Below are 21316 nucleotides of genomic sequence, written 5' to 3'. Positions count from 1 at the left end.
CGAGCTCGGCCAAATCGGCATTCTTCATTCGCGCGTTACGTTGCAGCGCTCGCACGATGGCGCGGTCCTGCTTAGTGAGTGTCAAACTCGTGTCGTTCATGCTCTGTGGACAGGATTCGTGAAACTATCGGATGAGCGGAACAATCATCCGCACCCGAGCATTGTTACATTAATTTCAGGAAGCCTCTTCAGAACGCACCGGGCTACAATTTCTACACGCTTTCTTGTTGACCTTCCGGTTAGTAACGTCGCAACGGTTGAACCGGCTCTATCGCCCACGAGGCGGATAGGGAAGCGTTGTCGACCCCAAAAGGGTCGAGCCGCGAGAAACGTGCAGTTGAAGGCACGGTCGCCATATCAGGTTCTTGAAAGCGTTATCTCCACAAAGGTGAAGTATGTCTTCCAGTCCAATCGAATCACTCGACACAGTCGCAGAGCGCCGCGGTGCGAGCGTGCTCCTTGAAACGTTGAGCAGTGTCGGGTGCGAATACGTTTTCGGTAATCCCGGCACGACCGAATTACCGCTGATCGATGCCCTGCTTGACGCTCCCCAGCTTAAATATGTCTGGGCCCTCCAGGAGGCAAGCGTTGTCGCGATGGCCGACGGTTACGCGCAAGCTGCCGGCAAAGCGGGCTTCATCAACCTGCACACTGCCGGCGGCCTCGGGCATGGCATGGGCAATCTGTTGAATGCAAGTGTTTCGTGCACGCCTCTGGTGGTTACCGCGGGTCAGCAGGATAGACGACACAACCTCACGGATCCTCTGTTGCTGGGCGATCTGGTGAGCATTGCACGGCCCGCCGTAAAGTGGGCTCAAGAAGTGAGTAGCGCTGATCAGTTGCCGGTTTTGGTGCGGCGCGCCTTTCAAGACGCGATCGCCGCGCCTTCGGGACCCGTCTTTCTATCGTTGCCTATGGACGTGATGGAAGAAATGAGCACGGTCCCGGTTGGTTCGCCGTCAACGATCGACCGACGCTCGGTAGCTGGCTCTCTTGACGCACTGGCTGACCATCTGGCGGGCCTCCGACCGACTCGCCTCGCCATCATCGCCGGCGACGAAATTCATTCGAGTGATGCAGCGGATGAGACGCTTGAGCTCGCGGAAACCTTGGCCGCCCCGGTGTTCGGATCATCCTGGCCGGCCCGCATTCCCTTTGCGACTTCCAGCCCCCTTTGGGGCGGCAACCTTCCAACGAAGGCAACAGAAATCGCTGAAAAACTGTCGAAATTCGACGCCATCTTCGCGCTGGGTGGGAAATCGTTGATCACGATTCTCTATTCGCACGGCTCGGCCGTGCCGGCGGGTTGCGACGTCTTCCAGATGTCAGCCGACGTCAGAGACCTTGGTCGGACCTACTTCACCAGGCTCTCTGTGGTCGGCGACATCAAAGCATCCCTCCAGCAATTACTACCCTTGCTCAGACAACGCGTGGCGAAGAACGCCGCTGCCTACGCCGAAGCAAGAGGGAAGGCCGCGGCCGAGCAAGTGAAACGCCAGGCCAAGCTCAACGAACTCGCCGCGTCGCAGTTCGATGCGCCGGTTGTGACACCGCTGGTTGCCGCTCAGCAGGCGATGCGCGCCATCGGCGATAAAACACCGATCGTTGACGAGGCGATTGTTACCTCGTCGGCGGTTCGCAGCTTCCTCAACAGCTCGTCGGCACGCCAATACTCGTTCCTGCGGGGGGGCGGTCTGGGTTGGGGCATGCCGGCCGCCGTCGGCTGTTCTCTGGGGCTGGGACGGCAGCCTGTCGTGTGTCTTGTCGGCGATGGCGCCGCACTATACTCGCCGCAGGCACTATGGACGGCCGCCTACGAAAAGCTGCCCGTGACATTCATCGTCATGAATAACCGCGAGTACAACGTCCTGAAGAACTTCATGCGTTCACAGAAACACTATACGTCGGCAAAGACCAACCGGTTTGTCGCGATGGAGATCGATAACCCGCCCATCGACTATCTCGCACTGGCGACTTCAATGGGCGTCCCGGCTCGACGAGTCGAGCGGGCCGGCGACATCGCCCAGGCGATCGAAGCAGGGATCGTGTCGGGAGCCACTAACCTGATCGAAGTGGTGATCGGCTCCGCATGACGTTGGAGGACGGCAGCGCGTCAACAATGCAGCACGCGCTGCCGCCGGATAAGGTTCGAATCCCGCAATCGCATTGAACGTCCGCTCCGACTAAAGGCGACGTTGGGAGGCTGCACACCGCCGGCGGACGACAGGCGGTCCGTTAAGCTACAACGGTCATCCACGCCTTCGTTTCCGCCCACATTCAAGTCTGGCGTACCTGACGCCCGACGCGTTCAAGCAGCAGTATTGTTCAACTGAAGCAACCGATGAGCGGCGCCGGAACTCGCATGGCGAGCGGTATCATTTCTACTCAGTCGCTCCCCTTGTAAAATCGACGCGACGCCCCCGTCTGTCCAGTGAACACCGTGAGACCCTCTTGGGACTGTGTCTATGAACGCAGCATCGCCCCTTCCCTATGTCGAGAATAATCGGTTTCTACAGGGTGTAGACGTAGCACTCGTCAGAGAACTGCGCGAGCGTGGTCGAACTATATCGGTCAAAAAGGCCTCGACCGTATACCGGCTAGCCGAGGCAAACAATGGACTTTACCTCGTAGTGTCTGGCTCGGTGCGGCTGGCGATCCCTAATCAGAGCGGGCGAGAACTCGTCCTGTTGCATGTCAACGAAGGAGAGTGGTTCGGTGAGCTGGCTTGCACGGATATGTTGAAACGAGCGCAAAACGCCATTGCTGTGGTCGACTCCGTGTTATGGCATTTGCCGGCTCCGGCTATCGAACAGTTAACCGCGCGGCACCCGATATTCTGGAAGTTTATCGCGCAGATCCAAAGCGATCATCTGCGCCGGTTCATCTCATACCTCGGGTGCCTGTCTGAACCCACCATATGTCGGACAATTCATTTGCTCGTATGTAACGCACAAGACAGCTCGCGAGGAAAAGTCGTACGGCTGCCCCAGGAGGAGATGGCGATGGTCCTGGGGGTAACGCGGCAGACCGCTAGTCGATGTCTTCAGGAGCTGGAGAGAGGAAACATGATCAAGCGGGGGTATAAGGAGATATGGATTCTTTCATTGGAAAGCCTCCAGAAAAAATATCAGGAAGCTTCCGAAGCTGGATAATATTAACCGTGTCAGGCCGCTTGCGGTTTCCTGCTTTCGGCTCGGCATACCGCGCCGTGCCCGTTGAACCGCCGGCATGAATCAGAGAATCGAGAGCGGAGCGCACGCGATGGGATCGGCACTCCCGTTCCCAAAAGACTTCCGGCTCGACGAGGCCCGCTCAGCTGGGGTGCAGGAGTTCTTGCGCCACAGCTCCGTCGAAAGGCAATGGTGGCGGGGCTGTAGCGAAATGCTCCGTTTGTAACATTTTTGACGGATCGGGAGGAAACGACTCGATAGACTGGGATCTCCTATTTCAACCCATTGAGGGAAAAAATGAATGATCCGAAAGTCGTCGTGCGAAGCCTTGTGTCCGAACAGGAGTGGCAAACCCGCGTGGACCTTGCCGCGCTGTATCGGGCCGTCGCCCATTATCGTTGGGACGATCTAATTTTTACCCATTTATCAGCCAAAATCCCGGGATCGGATGACTTTCTCATCAATCCCTTTGGTCTTATGTTCGATGAAATTACCGCGAGCAGCCTGGTAAAGGTCAATATCGAGGGTGACGTCTTGCTCGACAGTGGTTACGGAGCGAACAAGGCGGGCTTCAACATTCATTCGGCAGTACACTCGGGTCGCTCAGACGTCGGTTGTGTAATGCACTTGCATACCAATTGCGGATCGGCCGTGAGCGCGCTGAAGGATGGCTTGTTGCCGCTCGATCAAACGGCCGAAATTATTTTCAACGACGTCGCCTACCATGAGTATGAAGGGGCGTCGCTAAATGCAGAAGAGCGCGTTCGCCTTCAGGCCGATCTTGGCGAGAAGAACACCATGATTTTGCGCAACCACGGCACACTAAGCGTCGGTCGCACCATTGCGGAAGCGTTTCTTCGGATGTACTTCCTTGAGCGTGCATGCGAGCATCAGGTCAATGCACTGTCGATGGGTCGGGAGATCCAGCTGCCGTCACGCGATACGCTTTCGTTCAACGCAACCCTGGATCATCGATTCTTCCGAGAGGTGAGCCAGGAGCTGTTGTGGCCGGCGCTTCGCCGGAAGCTGGACCGCATGGACCCAGGTTACGCTTGTTGATAGGCATGGGACCGCTACGGTCGGCGTACGGGCGGTCCGCCCGTCGGTCGCCAGCGGCGACCGACTTAATGGGGAGTCACCAGTTGAACCCCGTTTTTCGGTTCGGACCGCTTGGGGATGACCGGGTCGAGGTCTTGCTGGAGGACGGCGAGCTTGCCTTGTACCGCGTACGGCGCGAACATGCCGACGGCAATGAGGCCGCAGTGCTGGGCGTCCGGCCCACCGACGCGCACCCGAAGCCCGCCATTCTCGATCGCCTCGCCCACGAATATAGCTTGAAGGACGAGCTGGACAGCGCGTGGGCAGTGCGGCCGCTGGAGCTCGTGCGCGCAGGCGGTCGGCCCCTGCTCCTGCTCGAGGATCCAGGCGGCGAGCCACTCGAGCGATTGCTCGGCGCACCGATGGAGGCGGAACGTTTCCTGCGCCTCGCGGTCGGCATCGCCTCGGCCTTGGGCAGGGTCCATCGGCGCGGCCTCATTCACAAGGACATCAAGCCGGCCAATATTCTGGTGAACCGCGCGAACACGGAGGCAAGGCTCACCGGTTTCGGCATCGCCTCACGCCTGCCTCGCGAGCGGCAGGTGCCTGAGCCGCCCGAGACCATCGCCGGTACCCTCGCCTACATGGCCCCCGAGCAGACCGGGCGCATGAACCGTTCGGTCGACGCCCGTAGCGATCTCTACGCGCTCGGCGCTACGTTCTACCAGATGCTCACGGGCGTTCTGCCCTTCACGGCGGACGGCGCGCTGGAGTGGGTGCACTGCCATATCGCGCGAAAGCCGGTGCCGCCCTGTGAGCGGTTGGATACCGTGCCAGCGCCACTGTCCCAAATCGTCATGAAGCTGCTCGCCAAGACGGCCGAGGAGCGTTACCAGAGCGCGGGCGGCGTCGAACACGATCTGCGGCGCTGCCTGCATCAATGGGAAACGCTGGGCCGGATCGCCCCATTTCCGCTCGGCGAACGCGACATCCCGGACCGGCTGCTGATCCCCGAGAAGCTGTACGGGCGAGAGCGCGAGGTCGAGACTTTGCTCGCGGCCTTCGAGCGCATCGTCCATGGCGGAGCGCCCGAACTGGTGCTGGTGTCCGGCTACTCCGGCATCGGCAAGTCCGCGGTCGTCCGTGAGCTGCACAAGGTGCTCGTGCCGCCGCGCGGGCTCTTCGCCGCGGGCAAGTTCGATCAATACAGGCGTGACATCCCGTATTCGAGCCTGGCGCAGGCTTTTCGCAGCCTGGTCCGACCGCTGCTGAGCAAAAGCGAGGCCGAGCTGAGCGGTTGGCGCGCCGCTCTGCTCGAGGCGCTAGGCCCGAACGGGCAACTGATGGTCGATCTGGTCCCCGAGCTCGAACTCATCATCGGGGAGCCGCCGCGGGTGCCGCCGCTCGAACCCAAGCAAGCGCAAGGCCGTTTCCAGCTGGTCTTCCGCCGCTTTCTCGGCGTTTTCGCCCGGCCGGAACATCCGCTGGCGCTCTTCCTCGACGATCTGCAATGGGTCGACGCGGCGACGCTCGATCTCCTCGAGGACCTGTTGACCCGGCCGGATGTGCAGTACCTGATGCTGATCGGTGCCTATCGCGACAACGAAGTCACGGTCGCGCATCCGCTGCGGCGCAAGCTCGCCGCCATCCAGACCGCCGGCGGAAGGGTCACGCAAATTACACTGGCGCCGCTCGCCCGTGAGCATCTTTCGCAGTTGGTGGCGGACGCTCTACGCTGCGAACCCGCGCGCGCGGCGCCGCTCGCTCAACTGCTGCACGAGAAGACCGGCGGCAATCCTTTTTTCGCGATTCAGTTCGTGGCTTCGCTTGCCGACGAGGGCATGCTCACTTTCGACCATGAGGCCGCGCGCTGGTCCTGGGATCTCGACCGTATACGCGCCAAGGGCTACACCGATAACGTAGCGGACCTGATGGTAGGGAAGCTCGATCGCCTGCCGGCAGAAACGAAAATGGCCTTGCAGCAACTGGCGTGTCTTGGCAACGTGGCCGAGCTCGCGACACTATCGGTCGTCGTCGAAATGTCCGAGGAGCAGGTCCACGCGGCATTGTGGCCGGCTGTCCGTCAGGAATACCTCGAGCGCCGCTCGGGCGCATACCGGTTCATTCACGATCGCGTTCAGGAGGCCGCCTATTCGTTGACTCCGCGTGAACGGCGCGGCGCGGCGCACCTGCGCATCGGCAGGCTGCTCGCGGCTCACACGCCGCCGGACAAGCGTGAGGAGGCGGTCTTCGGCATCGTCAATCAACTCAACTGCGGCTCCGCATCCATCAGTTCACCCGAGGAGCGCGAAGCGCTCGCCGAACTGAATCTGCTGGCAGGTAAGCGCGCCAAGGCTTCCACAGCCTACGCCTCGGCACTCAGCTATCTCAATGCCGGTGCAGCGCTGCTCGTGGAGGCTGACTGGGAGCGCCGTCATGAGCTGACCTTCGGTATTCAGCTGCTCCTCGCCGAATGCGAGTTTCTGACGGGCGCCTTGGCGGCTGCGGACGAACGGTTGAACGAGCTTTCACGCCGCGCGGCAACTTTGCTCGAACGCGCGAATGTGACCTGCCTGCGCCTCGACCTGTACGTGACGCTCGACCAGGCCAGCCGCGCCATTGCGGTCGCGCTCGACTACCTCGGGCATCTGGGGATCGACTGGTCGCCGCATCCCACCGAAGAGATAGCGCGAGAGGAATACGATCGAATCTGGTCCCAGCTCGGCAATCGCACGATCGACGAACTCATTGAGTTGCCGCTGATGACCGACCCGGAATCGCTGGCAACAATGGACGTCTTGACCAAAACCGTGCCCGCGGCATTGTACACGGACGCCAACCTGTGGTTACTGGTCATCTCCAGGGCAGTCAACCTGAGCCTCGAGCGCGGCAATTGCGACGGATCGGCCTCCGCCTACGTCCGGCTTGGCATGATGGCCGGAGCGCGTTTTGGCCACTACAAGGTCGGATTTCAATTCGGGCAGCTGGGTTACGACCTTGTCGAACGACGCGGGCTAATGCGTTTCCAGGCCAGAACCTATATGCATTTTGGGAATGTCATTTTGCCCCTGGCCAGACACGTCCGGGTTGGCCGGGAACTGTTGCGCCGCGGCTTCGAGGCTGCAAAGAAGACCGGCGACCTCATTTTTGAGTCCTACTGCTACAACCATATGACTGCCAATATGCTCGCCGCGGGAGACCGGCTCGCCGACGTGCAGCAGGAAGCCCAAGCCAGCCTGACGTTCGCGCAAAAAGCACATTTCGGATTTTCCGTCGATGTCAGCGCCACCCAGCTTGGGCTGGTACGAACGCTGCGAGGCCTGACGCCGACCTTCGGCCGTTTTGACGACGAACAGTTTGATGAGAGTCAGATCGAGCGCCACTTCCTGGAGACTCCAGATCTGGCAGTGGCCCAGTGCTGGTACTGGATTCGCAAATTGCAGGCGCGCTTCTTTGCAGGCGACTACGCGGCGGCCCTGGATGCCTCGTTGAGGGCACAACGTCTTTTGTGGACATCGGCATCTTATCTGGAAGAAGCGGAATATCATTTCTTCAGCGCGCTGTCGTTGGGCGCCTGCTGCGACACCGTTTCCGGCCACGAGCGGCAGGCGTACCTCGAAGCAATCGCCGCTCACAAAAGACAGCTTCAATTGCGAGCGGAGACTTGTCCCGAAAACTTCGAGAATCGCGCTGCGCTGGTCGGTGCCGAAATTGCGCGTATAGAAGGCCACGATGCCGAGGCGATGCGCCTTTACGAGCAGGCCATCCGCTCGGCGCACGACAACGGTTTCGTTCACCATGAGGCGCTCGCCAATGAACTCGCCGCGCGCTTCTATCTGGCGCGCGGGTGCGAAAAGGCTGCCCGTGTGTATATGCAGGACGCCCGCTACGGCTATCTCCGTTGGGGAGCGGATGGCAAGGTGCGGCAACTCGACCAGACGTACCCGGTCATCAACCGGGAACAGCCCACAACTGGCGCGGTCGGGACGATCGGGGCGCCGGTCGAGCAACTGGACCTCGCCATCGTGCTCAAGGTCTCGCAGGCAGTCTCGGGCGAAATCGTGCTGGACAAGCTGCTCGACACGCTCATGCGCACTGCGATCGAGCAGGCGGGCGGCGAGCGCGGGCTGCTGGTCCTCACGCGCGGGGGCGAACCGCGCATCCAGGCGGCAGCTGCAGTCGAGGGCGACTCGCTCGTCGTGCAGGTGCGCGACGAGCGCGTCACAACGGCGATGCTGCCCGAATCCGTGCTGCACTATGTCATGCGCACCAGGGAAAGCGTCACGCTTGATGACGCGGTGAATCAAGACCCGTTCGGCGCCGATCCGTATATTTGCCAACAACAGGTCCGCTCAGTCCTCTGCCTGCCGCTGATCAACCAGGGTGAACCCATCGGCGCGCTCTATCTCGAGAACAATCTGACGCCGGGCGCGTTCGCGCCGGCCCGCATCGCGGTGTTGAAGCTCCTGGCGTCGCAGGCCGCGATGACGCTCGAGAACGCCCGCTTGTACCGAGGCCTGGCGGAGCGCGAGGCGAAGATCCGGCGGCTCGTCGACGCCAACATCATCGGGATCTTCATGTGGCGGCTTGAAGGCGAAACGCCTGAAGCCGCCGACGCAGTCCTCTATGAAGTTAACGACGCGTTTCTCAGGATAGTGGGATACGACCGCGACGACTTCCTGTCCGGCCGCGTACGACGTTCGAACCTCACGCCGCCGGAATGGCGCGCGCGCACGGCACAGGCGCACGACGAGCTGATGAGGACCGGAACGTTCCAACCTTACGAGAAGGAGTATCTGCGCAAGGACGGCACCCGCGTACCCGTGCTGGTGGGCACGGCAGCCATCGAGGGCGGGAGGCAAGGCGTTGCGTTCGTCCTCGATCTGACCGGGCGCAAACGGGTGGAGGCCGAGATGCACGAGGTCGAGCGCCGCTACCGGGAGGCGCAGACGGCGCTCGAGCACGCGACCCGCGTAGCGACCATGGGGCAACTGGTCGCGTCAATCACGCACGAAATCAAGCAGCCGATTGCCGCGAATGCCATGAGCGCGCAGGCGGGGCTGCGCTGGCTCAGCGCTCAGCCGCCGGATTGGGAGCACGCCCGGCGGGCGTTTGATCAGATCGTCGAAGGCGCGAAGCGCGCAAGCGAGGTCGCCAACTGGATTCGCGGCCTCGTCAAGAACGCTCCGCCGAGTAAGCAACGGTTGCAGATCGGCGAGGCGATTGCCGAGGTCATTGCCCTGACTCGAGCCGAGGCCGAAAAGAACAGCGTGTCGCTGCGAACGCAGCTGGCCGACAACTTGCCGCTGGTGGAAGGGGACCGCATCCAGCTCCAGCAGGTGACGCTGAACCTGGTGCTCAACGCCATCGAAGCGATGAGCGCGATTGACGACGGGGCACGAGAATTAACCATCAGCAGCGGCACGGACGACTCGGGTGACGTCCTCATTTCCGTGTGCGATTCGGGGCCGGGCGTGGCGGCCGAGGACGCCGAGCGCGTCTTCGAGCCGTTCTATACGACGAAGGCTAGCGGAATGGGCATGGGGCTGTCGATCTGCCGATCCATTATGGAAGCGCATGGGGGGCGGCTGTGGGTCACCGCGAACGTGCCCTGTGGCGCCGCATTCCAGTTTACCGTGCCCGTCCTTGCTCTCACCGGCAGCGCATCCGCTGGCGCAATCAAATCAGGCTAACAATGATCCTCGCCATCACCCCCCCGGCGTCACACTAGATGTCGCCTCTGAATTTTCTTAATTTCAAGAGATCAGAGGTGCAAGTTGAAGGTGAAACAAACGTATTCTGTCGAGTTCAAAGAGCAGGCGCTGTTGAAGGTCTTATTCCATTTATAATTCATTAATGCAATAATAAGCACACCTTTCTCGAGAAGGATGTGCGATGGCTCGTCAAGCAAGCGGCAGTGAAGTGCTCGAACGAGCGAAGCGGCTTGTCGTCGAGGCCAAGACGATGGATGAGTTGCGGCAGGCACAAGCGGTACTGCTGCCACTGGAATTCGGACTGACCCTCGCGCAGACGGCGCGAGCGATTGGTGTGTCGGTGGGCTGGACCTGTCAGTTGCGCCGACGCTTCGTCCTGGCTGGCGGGATGCCTGATGCCGACCGCGCCAGGCCGGGTGGTCGCCGCCGGGAGAATATGACGAGGGAAGAAGAGGTGGCCTTTCTTGCGCCCTTCTTCGAGAAGGCCAGGATGGGAGGCATCCTCGTGGTCGGCGAGATCAAGCATGCGCTGGACAAACGGCTGGGGCGCAAAGTTGCTCTCGCTTCGGCCTACAACCTCCTACACCGCCATGGCTGGCGCAAGCTGGCGCCCGACAAGCGACACCCCCAGGCCGATGTGGCCGCCCAGGAAGCCTGGAAAAAAAACTCCCCGACGTCCTCCTCGAAATCGATCGAGCGTGGCCGGGCCAAGGGCCGATCCGCTTGATGTTTCAGGACGAAGCGCGCTTCGGTCGCATCTCCGACACGCGGCGTTGCTGGTGTCCCAAACCGGCCCGCCCGCTGTGTCAGGCGATGGTGACACAGGAGTACACCTACGCGTATGCGGCCGTCTCAGTGGCCGATGGCGTGCTCGACTCGCTGATCCTGCCACACGTCAACGGCGCCTGCATGCAGATGTTTCTCGATGAGGTCTGCGCTCGTCATCCCGACGATCGAATCGTGATGGTCCTCGACGGCGCCGGATGGCATCAGAGTGCTTCGCTCAGGCTGAACCACAACCTGCGCACGCTCACGCTGCCGCCGTACTCACCCGAGCTCAATCCCGTCGAACATCTCTGGGACGATCTGCGAGAAAAGTCCTTTCACAACCGCGTCTTCGATAGCCTCGATTCGCTAGAACGCTATCTGTGCGACTCGCTTCGCAACCTCGAACCGGACCATCAACGGGTACGCTCCATCGTCGCATGGCCCTGGATTATTGCTTCACTAATGAATTAGAAATGGAATAACATATACGTAGTCCGTGTTACCAGTCACACTTCTCGTGCATTTAAAGGCCGCACGCTCTTTGACGAGAATGACGAAAGCTCCCTCAGGAAGCATCGAAACGCCTGAGAGTGTCGCTCCGCCCTCGCGAGCGCTACACACCTGATGCATCGGACACAAGCTGGTTTCCGATGTGCATGACGAACATCGGCACCCTTGACAGCGTAGACCACAAATTCGGCAATGTTCTTCGCGTGGTCGCCGATGCGTTCGATGGCCTTCGCTATGAACAGGTAGTCGAGCCCAATCGAAATCATCCGACGGTCTTCCGTCATATACGTCACGAGCTTGCGCACGAATGCACGGAACTCGTTATCGATGGCCTCATCGTCCCGGACGATCTGTGCAGCGGCAACCGCATCCATCCGCGCAAATGCATCCAGCGCTCTGCGCAGGATGTTAAGGGCCATTTCGCCGGAGACCTTGATTTCAGCGATGTTGAGCGCTCTGGCCGCGCCATCCCTGTGGATTCGGCGCATATGCTTTACTAACTTTCGCGCCTCGTCGCCCGCGCGCTCGAGGTTCGTAACGCACTTCGAAGTGGCCACCAGGAATCGCAGGTCACGAGCGGCGGGCTGTCGACGGGCAATGATTTGGCTGACTTCTTCGTCGATTGCGATTTCCATCGCATTGAGGCGACGTTCACCCTCGAGGACGTCGTCCACGAGCGCCGAATCGAATTCGTTCAGAACCGCGAGCGCGTGTGCCGTCTGTGCTTCCACGAGTCCGCCCATTTCGAGCAGCTTCGACGAAAGGAGGTCAAGGTCCGCCTCGAACCTGCTGGAAAGGTGCTTTTCCGACATGTTCGTTTCTCCAAAAAAACGCCAGTGACGTAATTGTCGTTGCCTGTCGTGTCCGCTTCACGAAAATGCGTTCGCTCGTCCCGGCCCCAGCGCCTCGTTGCGGTCAAGTTCCACGTCGTCACGACAGGATAAAAACCGTATATACCGTTTTTGTCGTACGCTTCGCATTGGAAGCAGGCAACAACAAACGTTGCGTATCCAAGGCGCTTTATTCTCATCGCACTGCGATGTACCTGTTCACAGACTTCGGAGGTAAGGCAACGGGTAACATGCTGACCTAGGCGGCTTTTCCTTTGTCATCGGCTCTACTGTCGGGGCGAGCCGTTCGTGCGCACGCGGAATGGTAGACAGTGGAAGTACACCTGCATCCAATTACGCTACCCGGGGGCAATCGCAGCGAATTGGCGCCGCTAGCTGCGAAGTCGCATCACCGTTCCGTTGCCCTATTCACGGACGCTATCCATCTCCCGCGACAACAGAGGCACGCCAGAGTCATTCACTCGTTGAAGAGGTCGCGGCACGGCCCGCCATATCGAACGTCGAGTGATGACTCGTCTTTGAAAACGAGTCGCTTTACAACTCCGGAATCTTGGACTCTCTGAACGGCGTCCCGCTTCATGAAGACACCTGGACGTTCATCGGGCAGAATCAGTTGCATCAGCGGACCGTACTTTTGCATGGCGTGGAAGAAGCTCGGTTCCGCAGAGGGCTCCGTCACCCCCAGCCAGTAAACCAGGCCTCCGCCAGGATTTCGGGCGTCGCGTGCGAGAAAGCGCAACGTCTTGCGGGTGGCGAGGCGGGACGAAGGGTCGATATGCGGCACATCATGCATGCGGGTCTCCAGCTGGTTGTCCGTACGTTTTGCGAAATGGGCCGCAATAACGGCCCATTCATCGCGATGAGGGGAGCGTCGGGCTTGTTACAACGGCTTGATGTTGGCAGCCTGCCTGCCCTTCGGCCCCTGCTTCACTTCGAAGCTGACCTTCTGGTTCTCTTGCAATGTTTTGAAGCCGCTGCCCTAAACCTCAGAGAAGTGAGCGAACAGGTCTTCTCCGCCGTCATCCGGCGTGATAAAGCCGAAGCCCTTGGTGTCCTCAGCGCGGCGAATCAGGAGGAAGAGGCTCACCACGCTGACACTGTTTCTGCGCGTCACATCGGTCGTTAATGTGTCGCGACTGGTCCCGTATTGAGCCCTCAATGTGGGCGCCGCGAAGCGGCCTGCATCTCGTCGTCACCTTGGCGAAAACGCAGGCCGGGACTTCCAGCGGCCTGCGCGGACCACGCGTCCAAAGAGGCCTCAGCCCATGTGAAGCCCACCGTTGAGCGAAAAATCAGCACCGGTCGCAAAGCCGGATTCATTGCCGGCAAGCCACGCAACAATTGACGCAATCTCCGACGCCTCCCCAAGACGGCGCACCGGAATGCCCTGAATGATTGCGTCCAACACTGCGGGACGCACAGCACGGACCATATCAGTCCCAATGTATCCGGGAGAGACCGTATTCACCGTAATGCCCTTTGTCGCTACCTCCTGCGCGAGCGACATCGTAAAGCCGTGAATGCCCGCCTTCGCGGTGGCGTAGTTCGTCTGGCCGAACTGTCCTTTCTGACCGTTCACGGATGAGATATTGATGATTCGCCCCCACTCCCTGCTAACCATCCCCTCGATGACCTGCTTGGTGACGTTGAAGAGGCTCGTCAGGTTCGTGTCAATGACATCGTTCCAGTTCTCCCTGGACATCTTGCGAAACGTCCCGTCCCGCGTAATGCCGGCGTTATTTACCAGCACGTCAACCTCACCGACCTCTTTCTTCACCTTCGCGAAAGCGGCCTCTGTCGACTCCCAGACACCAACATTCCCTTCTGATGCGGTGAACGAAAAGCCCAGCGCCTCCTGCTCCTTCAGCCATCTTTCGCGCCGGGGAGAGTTGGGCCCACAACCGGCGACGACCATGAAGCCGTCCTTGAACAGTCGCTGACAGATTTCTGTGCCAATTCCACCCATGCCGCCAGTTACATAAGCGATTCGCTTTGCCATGTTCTTCACTCGGTTGTTGTTGCGGTTAAGGATTGAAACTTGTGGTTCGCGTGCATGCGGCTTACGCTGCTTCGCGCGCGTTTTGCCTTCCGTGAGGTCGTGCTCTTCAGCTTCCGGGCGACGGGCTGCCCCGTGCAAAGCCAGTGAACATCGAGATGGAGGACGGCGGCGAGGCGCGTACAAGCGTTCAGCGGCGGCACGGTGATTCCGCGTCGCTTGCATTTGGATTAACGCGACTTACCCGATAAGAGAAAGCACTAAACCAGTCAAATGCGGGCCAAAAAGAACCATCAAAATTCCTGAAAAGACCATCGTAAGGCTTGCTACAACCCCCTCCTCCGTGCCGCGTTCCCTTGCTCGTGCTGTTCCAAATCCATGCGCCGACACTCCAAACGATGCGCCGTGTGCAACGGTAGAGCGCAGTCGCAATACTGCTAGCACGAAATCTCCGGCAATCATTCCAACAAGACCCGTGATGACGGTGAACAACGAGACCAATTCAACGGACCCTCCCGTAGCCGCCACGACCTCTACAGCGAAGGGCGTGGATACAGACCGTGCCATCAAGCTTAGCGAGACTTCTCTATTGAATTCAAAAAGCTTCGCGAGATAAGCCGCGCTGAAGAGCGCCACCATCAGGCCAACAATCATGCCGAGCGACAACGCCAGCCAGTGTCGCTTGGCGACTTGACGATGATTGTAAATCGGTACCGCAAATGCGACTGTCGCGGGGCCTAGCAACCAGGTGAGCCACCGCGTGTCACCGATGTATTGGCCGTAATGAATGTGAAACGCAAGCAATGGAAGCAGGATTGCAACAGGGGCGATGATGGCCGGCGAAAGCAGCACTATCTTGTGACGTTGGTACGCCCACTTTGATATGCCATATGCCACCAGCGTCCAACCGAAACAGAGCAACGAAATCCAGGACATTTATTTTTTCCCAGACAACGTACGGTGATTTGGAAAAGACTTTTTGCTAAAGAGACCGACAATGTGGACTGTCGCCGCAGTAGCAGTCATGACCAAAACTGTTCCAGCCGAAATCGAAATGAGCAGCTGTAAGCCAAACTCGCGAAACAAATGAACGTATTTTGTTAGCGCCACAACACTTGGGATAAAGAACAAGACAAGCTCACCCAGAAGCCAAGTTGCACCGCCTTCCACGTGTTTCGAATCAAGCAATCCGGCAAGCAGCAGTGCGAGAACGCAGAAAAGCCCGAGTATCCCACCTGATACAGGGAGGTCGAAAAGAGCTACGACTTTTGACGCCACCAAGAAGACTATGACGAAGAAGATAGCCTGAGCGGCTCGCCCCGTTAACCGGGACACGCGAGCTGTCAGGACAGCCCATTTGAACGGAAGGACACGCATCGGTAACATCACCAAGCAACATTAGGGGTTTCCCTATATTATGCGCAAAGACACCAAAATGTTGTGTGTTTTACGTTCAACGGCTGTGCAAATTTTCAGGTCAGTTGCAGCATTGCCAGCATCTTTCGCAATCTTCTTGGACATCGGTCTCTTCGCCGCTACGTTCTTGCTTCCAACCTTCTTTGCCGTCACCTTTTTCGCAGCAGCCTTCGGCGTCGAGCCTACCTTATTCGCCGCTAACCTTCTCGCTGCAGCCACCGATGCTCCTTTCTGGGAAGCAACCTCTACTTTAAGCCGTCAAGTGAATGCTGCATGCGGAGTGCGGCAAGTAGGCAAGGTGACTCACGTACGCGATTGATGATTTGCTTGAGAGAGCAGCATCGGCCGCTGCATCGGCGCCTGGGCCGACGGCTATCTTTGCAACCGTGTAACTGTCGCATCTCAACGAACCGCTAACCGCCTGACCGGGCCGAGGTATCTACCGTGGTAAGGCGCCGACGTGGCTTTCTGGCGCCAAGGACCGGACCAATGTTCTTGATTAATGGGGCGGCAAAGGCTGCCCCTGCGAAGACGACGACTGTCTCCAAGACGGCCCCAGCCGCAAAGAAGGGGAGTGCGAAGACTATTGTTGCCAAGAAAGTCAGTGAGAAGGGTGACTACTTCCAACGCCACCAGACCGCCTTGGTATTCTTCAAATAAACAAGTATTCACAAGTGCAGCCAAACAACGTAGCGCAAGAAACGAACATCCATTGTGCGTTTATTGAGTTACAGGGGCTGCCTGCGCGTGCTCATTTCGTAGAGGCTTCGCCGAGGAACAACTTGCTGTTGCGGTGGACCGCGTCAGCGATGAAGTTCGCCACCTCTCGAATGTGAGCCGCCTTCCTGTGTTCTTGGTGGACGTGCATGTGGAAAGAGCGCGTCAATACTACTTCTTCTGGTAGTACCTTGACCAGCGTTGGGAAGAATGCAGCAATGTATGCTGGCAGGATGCCGAGGGTTTCGCCGCCCAACGTTGCGAATACTTGCGGCAGGAGGGCCGAACTGCGGATATGCGGCTTCAGCTCGTCGCTGACAGCGCTCAGGTAATCAAGTTCTGGCGCAAAAAGCCCTTCCTCGACGTAGCCAACGAAAGGATGCCCCGCGAGGTCGCTTACGGCCTGAATCGGTTCTGCCAGTGCGAGGTAGCCACGAGAGCCATACACATACATGCGGTAGTCCGTGAGCCGGCGCGAGGCCACACGCATGTGTTCTGCGCCGGACAAACTGATGGCAATATCGACTTCGCCTTTCCACAGATTGAACGCCTGAGGTGCAGCGAAAACCTCGATGTCAAGTCCTGGGTGCAGGCCGGTCAACTCATGCAGCTTTGGCGTCAGGAAGATGCTTGCGAAGCCGTCGGGTGCCCCGACGCGTACGACGCCCTCGAGTTTCTGTTCGTCTTCGCCCGTCGAGGCCCTCGACAGCAGCCATGCGCTTTCAATTGTCTCGGCGGTTTGCATCACTCGCTCACCAGCCGGCGTCAGCACGTAACCCGCGTTGCTTTTGTGGAAAAGGCGGTTCTTGAGTTCGGCTTCCAACGATTGGATGTGCCGTGAGACGGTCGTGTGTTCGGTACCCAGACGCTCGGCTGCCGCAGATAAGGTGCCAGTTCTCGCGACCGCGAGGAAATACCGAAAATCGTCCCAGTTCTCACCCTGTTTTCGTGCCGGCATATCGCGTCTCGTCCCTTCGTCACCTGTCTGTTCAGATTTTATCTCGCTGGAGCCCCTCTGGGTGAGCCGTCACGCAATAGATGCACAGCCGTTGACAAGGGATGCGCTGTCAAAAACCAGGGCGCGCCCATACCATGAAGTTGTCCTCTGGCGTTCCCTGCAGAGGAGACGCAGGAGCCACAACGAAGGACTTTCCTTACATTAAATCGCAAAAGGAACATCACCATGCCTACCCTCGCATGGCTCGGCCTCGGACTCATGGGCAATCCCATGTCCAAATACCTTATCAACAACGGCTATACCGTTCGAGGCTACGACATCGATGCCGATGCCTGCGACCGCGCGGCAGCCAAGCGCCAGCCGGGGCTTCTTGCTTTCCAGTCAGACGTCGGGGTTTTGCATCCAGACAGTGCCACCGGACCCGACAAGCGTCCGAAAACTTGGGCGAGCCGCCGTGGCAAGCTGGAGTTCGTACGTCTCCGTCACTTCAGCAAACTCGCGGAACACGTTCTGGTTCACCAAGAAGACTCCAGTTTGCGTGGAGCGAGACTTGGCCGACCTTATTCCCCGTTCAAGCTTGACGATGCTGTCCCTGCTCACTCAGGGACCCACATCCTCGATGGGCCAACCATGCACTTTGGAACAGGAGCTCGCCTATTGATGAGGCGGCTCCCCGCCAGCCAGTTCCAACTCGCGCGGCCGCGAGAAATATCCGAAATCTCAGGGCGATTTCATTGCGCAGGGTTCGCGAAGCCGGCTGACTGCTATCAGGCGCTTGCGCAACGTTGCGAGCCATGACCGACCTGAAAGTTGCTGCGGTAGCAGACATTTCCTTCGACGTAGACAATGCCTGCCTCCGCACCAAAGTCATTCGGTCCGCCCAGCCGGCGGACCTTTTTCGAGCCTATGCTTCTTGCCGCCCGCGTCAATCAAGGACGCGGGAGCGGGTATCTCGCGGGCTCACCGATTGTCAGTCGACTTGACGTACGGATGAATCTGAACGTTATTCCAGACACAGTTGACGAAGAAGGGGTCTCGCTCTGCGAAAGCCCTGACATCCGCGATGCTATCCGCCTCTACCACCAGCATGCTTCCAATTTTTCTGACGCTGTTCACTTCAGTGAAGGGTCCAGCGACCAGCAGCTTGACGGTTGCGGCCGCCAGATGGGCTCGATGTGCCGGATAGTTAGCTTCCCGGGCGCCCGGAGTTGCAGGGTCATCCTAGCAATAAATCACGAAATGCATTGCCGTCTCCTTTCTAAGCCAGCTACGGCTGATGACTACGTGGAAAACACGCGCGTAAGCTGACGGACCGCGGTCTTGTTACGCGCGCCCAGTGTTACTTCAACGAAATCGTCGTGTTCACACCATCGTTCACCGTTGCATCGTCGAACCAACGGGCGGTAACCGTCTTCGTCTGCGTGTAGAACTGGATGACCTGCTTACCGTACGGACCGAGGTCGCCCAGCTTCGAGCCGCGGGAGCCGGTGAAACTGAAATACGGGACCGGCACGGGAATCGGAATGTTGATGCCGACCTGACCGACGTCGATTTCGTTCTGGAAGTGACGTGCAGCGGCACCGCTTTGGGTGAACAGTCCGACGCCGTTACCCATCGGGTTGCGGTTGACCAGTGCAATAGCGTCATCGAGCGTCGGAACCGTCAAAACAACGAGTACCGGGCCGAAAATCTCCTCGCGGTAAATCCGCATGTCCGTCGTGACGTCCGAGAAGATGGTGGGCGCGATGAAGTTGCCAGACTCGTAACCTTTAACCTTCACGTCTCGTCCGTCCAACAGCAGCGTCGCCCGTTCGTCGACACCGCTCTGAATCAGCTTCAGGACTCGCTCTTTCGCCGCCTTGGACACAAGGGGCCCGAGGTCTGCGCCAGCCTCGTGACCAGCGTTGACTGTCAACGTCTTCGCTCTTTCCACGAGCTCCGGCAGCCACTCCTCAGTTTTTCCCACGAGCACGATTACAGAGGTGGCCATGCATCGCTGACCAGCGGCGCCGAAGCCAGCGCCAGCAAGCGCGTTCAGCGTGTGCTCCCGGTTCGCGTCCGGAAGGACCACGGCGTGGTTCTTTGCACCCATCATGGATTGAACGCGCTTGCCATGCTCGCTTCCAAGGCGGTAGACGTGCGTACCGACGGCGGTAGAACCGACGAAGGAGATAGCCTTGATGTGCTCGTGCGTGCAGAGAGCGTCGACCACTTCCTTGCCACCGTGAACCACATTGAGCACGCCCTTCGGCACGCCCGCTTCGACTGCCAGTTCGACCAGTGCCATCGTGGAGAGCGGGTCTTGCTCCGACGGCTTGAGCACAAACGTATTGCCGCAGACGATCGCCATCGGGAACATCCACAGCGGAATCATCGCCGGGAAATTGAACGGCGTGATGCCGGCGCACACGCCGATCGGCTGGCGCAGCGTGTAGGTGTCGACGCTGCCTGCGACGTTCTCCGCGAACTCCCCTTGCTGCAGCGTGCCGATCGAACACGCATGCTCGACCACCTCCAGACCGCGGAAGATATCGCCTTCGGCATCCGGCAGCGTCTTGCCCTGCTCGGCGCAGAGCGTCTTCGCGATGCGCGGCATGTGTTCGCGAATCAGCGCCTGGTACTTCAACATGATGCGCATGCGCGCACCGATCGGGGTGTTCTTCCAGCTGGCGAACGCGGCATGCGCGGCGCGGATCGCCGCGTCCACTTCATCGGCGGTCGCGAACGGCACGCGCGCCAGCACCTCCTGCGTGGCGGGGTTGACGATACCGCGCCATTCGGTGCATTGCGATTCGACGAATTCGCCGTTAATCAGAAGCTTCGCGTTGGTCACAACGTTCTGCACAGCGTCTTTCGGGTTGTTCATGGTTCGAGCCTGATTTGGATGGTTGAAACTGTCTGCGGTGAGCACCGCGCAGGTCACAAAATTCAGTCAACCCGGTGTCTCCTCCGGCCCACCGTAAATCGAAGGTGCCACGGGCACGTAGACCAGCGTGGCATCTCAACCCATCGATTCGACCGCTCCGTTGCATTAACTCCAGCGCCTAGTCCTACAGCGCTACCGAGGCCATCTGGCTCCGATAGTCACCTGGTTGGGGCGGCTGGCGTGAAAACCATTATTTGCCGCATGCAGGCGCAGAAAAAGCGCAAAACTTCGCAATCGTTGTGCGCAAATCGCACGAAGGGCGCGGACGACATGTGCACAACGTCCCGCACACCCCGGATACCGATGTTCCGCAGGGCCCATTAAACAGAGACGGTCCTGATGCGAGGGGGGAATGAAGTGAGCGCGGTGGCGTACGGCCCCTGTCACATGGGAAACATCGGGCTGACTGCGCGCGATATGAGTCTCGGAGACGCCAGCTTTACGACGCGGCGTCTGAGGCCTCGGGCGGTTATATGGTGAGACCGCGGTCGACTATAGAGCCGCCGAACGTCGCGAACGTTGGATGCTACTTGAAGTGATGAAACCGGAAGCAGCCTATTTTACGGAGCAAAGCGGAGGACGCGGAGCCATCCTCGTCATCAACCTTGATGAGCCATCGCAGATTCCCGCATTTGCTGAGCCGTGGTTTCTCACGTTCAACGCCGACTGCGAGTTTCGCGTTGTGATGCTACCGGAAGACCTGCAGAAAGCCGGGTTGGAGATGCTCGGATCGAAGTGGAAATAGCAGGCGCTGCATGCCGCGGAGCCAGGCCGCAGCACCGCCAATGAGGCCTTGCGGTCCGCCTTGTCGCGTCAAGAAGAGGCTCTCTTACCAACCTAACGTTGACGGATCGCCGAATCTCGATCGGTAGCGCAGCACGGACGATCAGGCGAGCTCCGCGAGGCAAGCCTCGAGGGTGGCGATCAGGCGGTCGACGTCAGTCGTAGAGGTTTGGTTTGTTTTTATTGAGGGCGTTGTAGTACGTTCGGCAGTTCCACATTCTGATGCATTGGCGCTGGATGATCGTCAGGTCATCCAGCCGCTCCTGACGAGCGACAACGCAAATAGCAGCCTTGGCCAAGCGTGCTTGACTCGTACACCGTGAACGTCTGCTCTACCTCGATGAACGAAACCGCTCGCGCGGTAGAGGGCTCCGGTCCGACGCGGGAGGTCAGGGCGAGGCCGGTCACGCGGTTTTATGTTGGCGAATGAGGCAATCCGCCTCGTTCTCCAGCAGGAGCCGAATCATGA

16 protein-coding genes and 3 pseudogenes are annotated in these 21316 nt (G+C 59.3%); 9 read left to right on the top strand and 10 right to left on the bottom strand.

Annotated features, from left to right (window positions below; genetic code table 11):
• The coding region (locus F6X40_RS38500; RefSeq protein WP_187631485.1) for an AsnC family transcriptional regulator at positions 1-100 on the bottom strand (100 nt) is incomplete at its 3' end.
• Positions 101-395: 295 nt separating this feature from the next.
• Here F6X40_RS38500 and F6X40_RS38495 point away from each other — a divergent pair.
• The 6 genes from F6X40_RS38495 to F6X40_RS42955 all read left to right on the top strand — a co-directional run bounded on the left by F6X40_RS38495 (position 396) and on the right by F6X40_RS42955 (position 11161).
• Positions 396-2093: a thiamine pyrophosphate-binding protein gene (locus F6X40_RS38495; RefSeq protein WP_187631484.1), complete on the top strand. Its 1698-nt coding sequence runs from the start codon at positions 396-398 to the stop codon at positions 2091-2093.
• Between the two features lie 372 nt (positions 2094-2465).
• Positions 2466-3152 (top strand): Crp/Fnr family transcriptional regulator, encoded by a 687-nt coding sequence (locus tag F6X40_RS38490; RefSeq protein WP_187631483.1) that lies wholly within the window; start codon positions 2466-2468, stop codon positions 3150-3152.
• Between the two features lie 315 nt (positions 3153-3467).
• A complete protein-coding gene (locus tag F6X40_RS38485) occupies positions 3468-4229 on the top strand; it encodes a class II aldolase/adducin family protein (RefSeq protein ID WP_187631482.1) in 762 nt (253 codons plus the stop codon).
• 83 nt (positions 4230-4312) lie between these two features.
• On the top strand, positions 4313-9901 hold the full coding sequence (locus F6X40_RS38480; protein ID WP_262421706.1) for a trifunctional serine/threonine-protein kinase/ATP-binding protein/sensor histidine kinase: 5589 nt from the start codon (positions 4313-4315) through the stop codon (positions 9899-9901).
• A gap of 202 nt (positions 9902-10103) precedes the next feature.
• Entirely contained in the window at positions 10104-10649 is a 546-nt protein-coding gene (locus tag F6X40_RS42960) for a winged helix-turn-helix domain-containing protein (RefSeq protein ID WP_262421705.1), read from the top strand.
• A complete protein-coding gene (locus F6X40_RS42955) occupies positions 10577-11161 on the top strand; it encodes an IS630 family transposase (RefSeq protein ID WP_262421707.1) in 585 nt (194 codons plus the stop codon). The genes F6X40_RS42960 and F6X40_RS42955 overlap by 73 nt, the downstream gene beginning before the upstream one ends.
• A gap of 176 nt (positions 11162-11337) precedes the next feature.
• On the opposite strand, the pseudogene phoU reads toward F6X40_RS42955, so the two are convergent.
• From phoU to F6X40_RS38440, 6 genes and pseudogenes are all read right to left on the bottom strand, one after another.
• Positions 11338-12012: pseudogene (gene phoU, locus F6X40_RS38465) on the bottom strand (phosphate signaling complex protein PhoU); the annotation flags it as partial.
• A 496-nt stretch (positions 12013-12508) separates the two neighbouring features.
• Positions 12509-12844 carry a hypothetical protein gene (locus F6X40_RS38460; RefSeq protein WP_187631479.1) on the bottom strand — a complete coding sequence of 112 codons (336 nt, stop codon included), beginning with the start codon at positions 12842-12844 and terminating at the stop codon, positions 12509-12511.
• 87 nt (positions 12845-12931) lie between these two features.
• A pseudogene (locus F6X40_RS38455) lies at positions 12932-13123 on the bottom strand (cold-shock protein).
• 186 nt (positions 13124-13309) lie between these two features.
• A complete protein-coding gene (locus tag F6X40_RS38450) occupies positions 13310-14050 on the bottom strand; it encodes a 3-ketoacyl-ACP reductase (RefSeq protein ID WP_187631478.1) in 741 nt (246 codons plus the stop codon).
• A gap of 237 nt (positions 14051-14287) precedes the next feature.
• On the bottom strand, positions 14288-14983 hold the full coding sequence (locus F6X40_RS38445; RefSeq protein ID WP_187631477.1) for an LrgB family protein: 696 nt from the start codon (positions 14981-14983) through the stop codon (positions 14288-14290).
• On the bottom strand, positions 14984-15424 hold the full coding sequence (locus F6X40_RS38440) for a CidA/LrgA family protein (protein WP_262421704.1): 441 nt from the start codon (positions 15422-15424) through the stop codon (positions 14984-14986).
• 40 nt (positions 15425-15464) lie between these two features.
• On the opposite strand from F6X40_RS38440, the gene F6X40_RS38435 reads away from it, so the two are divergent.
• Positions 15465-15782: a hypothetical protein gene (locus F6X40_RS38435; RefSeq protein WP_187631476.1), complete on the top strand. Its 318-nt coding sequence runs from the start codon at positions 15465-15467 to the stop codon at positions 15780-15782.
• 432 nt (positions 15783-16214) lie between these two features.
• On the opposite strand, the gene F6X40_RS38430 is transcribed toward F6X40_RS38435, so the two are convergent.
• Entirely contained in the window at positions 16215-17138 is a 924-nt protein-coding gene (locus F6X40_RS38430) for a LysR family transcriptional regulator (protein ID WP_187631475.1), read from the bottom strand.
• A 225-nt stretch (positions 17139-17363) separates the two neighbouring features.
• Here F6X40_RS38430 and F6X40_RS38425 point away from each other — a divergent pair, with 225 nt between their 5' ends.
• Positions 17364-17936, top strand: a complete 573-nt coding sequence (locus F6X40_RS38425) for an NAD(P)-binding domain-containing protein (protein ID WP_187631474.1) — start codon at positions 17364-17366, stop codon at positions 17934-17936.
• Between the two features lie 162 nt (positions 17937-18098).
• Here the strand turns inward: F6X40_RS38425 and F6X40_RS43720 are convergent.
• Both F6X40_RS43720 and F6X40_RS38415 read right to left on the bottom strand, forming a co-directional pair.
• A pseudogene (locus F6X40_RS43720) lies at positions 18099-18338 on the bottom strand (YciI family protein); the annotation flags it as partial.
• Positions 18339-18477: 139 nt separating this feature from the next.
• Positions 18478-20004, bottom strand: coding sequence for a CoA-acylating methylmalonate-semialdehyde dehydrogenase (locus F6X40_RS38415; RefSeq protein ID WP_187631473.1), 1527 nt, complete (start codon positions 20002-20004; stop codon positions 18478-18480).
• 583 nt (positions 20005-20587) lie between these two features.
• On the opposite strand from F6X40_RS38415, the gene F6X40_RS38410 reads away from it, so the two are divergent.
• Positions 20588-20809: a panthothenate synthetase gene (locus tag F6X40_RS38410; protein WP_187631472.1), complete on the top strand. Its 222-nt coding sequence runs from the start codon at positions 20588-20590 to the stop codon at positions 20807-20809.
• The last annotated feature ends 507 nt before the right edge of the window (positions 20810-21316 follow it).

Source organism: Paraburkholderia sp. UCT31 (assembly GCF_014397655.1).
GTDB classification, from domain to species: Bacteria; Pseudomonadota; Gammaproteobacteria; order Burkholderiales; family Burkholderiaceae; genus Paraburkholderia; species Paraburkholderia tuberum.
Note: the sequence above shows the minus strand (reverse complement) of the source record. Positions and strands in the feature narration are given on the sequence as shown.

What these genes read in the sequence shown, in the direction of transcription:
- F6X40_RS38485 (WP_187631482.1), top strand. Translation starts at nt 3,468, where the DNA reads ATGAATGATCCGAAAGTCGTCGTGCGAAGCCTTGTGTCCGAACAGGAG.
- F6X40_RS38445 (WP_187631477.1), bottom strand. Translation starts at nt 14,983, where the DNA reads ATGTCCTGGATTTCGTTGCTCTGTTTCGGTTGGACGCTGGTGGCATAT.
- F6X40_RS38495 (WP_187631484.1), top strand. Translation starts at nt 396, where the DNA reads ATGTCTTCCAGTCCAATCGAATCACTCGACACAGTCGCAGAGCGCCGC.
- F6X40_RS38410 (WP_187631472.1), top strand. Translation starts at nt 20,588, where the DNA reads ATGCTACTTGAAGTGATGAAACCGGAAGCAGCCTATTTTACGGAGCAA.
- F6X40_RS38430 (WP_187631475.1), bottom strand. Translation starts at nt 17,138, where the DNA reads ATGCCGGCACGAAAACAGGGTGAGAACTGGGACGATTTTCGGTATTTC.
- F6X40_RS38450 (WP_187631478.1), bottom strand. Translation starts at nt 14,050, where the DNA reads ATGGCAAAGCGAATCGCTTATGTAACTGGCGGCATGGGTGGAATTGGC.
- F6X40_RS38490 (WP_187631483.1), top strand. Translation starts at nt 2,466, where the DNA reads ATGAACGCAGCATCGCCCCTTCCCTATGTCGAGAATAATCGGTTTCTA.
- F6X40_RS38440 (WP_262421704.1), bottom strand. Translation starts at nt 15,424, where the DNA reads ATGCGTGTCCTTCCGTTCAAATGGGCTGTCCTGACAGCTCGCGTGTCC.
- F6X40_RS38425 (WP_187631474.1), top strand. Translation starts at nt 17,364, where the DNA reads ATGCCTACCCTCGCATGGCTCGGCCTCGGACTCATGGGCAATCCCATG.
- F6X40_RS38415 (WP_187631473.1), bottom strand. Translation starts at nt 20,004, where the DNA reads ATGAACAACCCGAAAGACGCTGTGCAGAACGTTGTGACCAACGCGAAG.
- F6X40_RS38460 (WP_187631479.1), bottom strand. Translation starts at nt 12,844, where the DNA reads ATGCATGATGTGCCGCATATCGACCCTTCGTCCCGCCTCGCCACCCGC.
- F6X40_RS38435 (WP_187631476.1), top strand. Translation starts at nt 15,465, where the DNA reads ATGCGCAAAGACACCAAAATGTTGTGTGTTTTACGTTCAACGGCTGTG.
- F6X40_RS42960 (WP_262421705.1), top strand. Translation starts at nt 10,104, where the DNA reads ATGGCTCGTCAAGCAAGCGGCAGTGAAGTGCTCGAACGAGCGAAGCGG.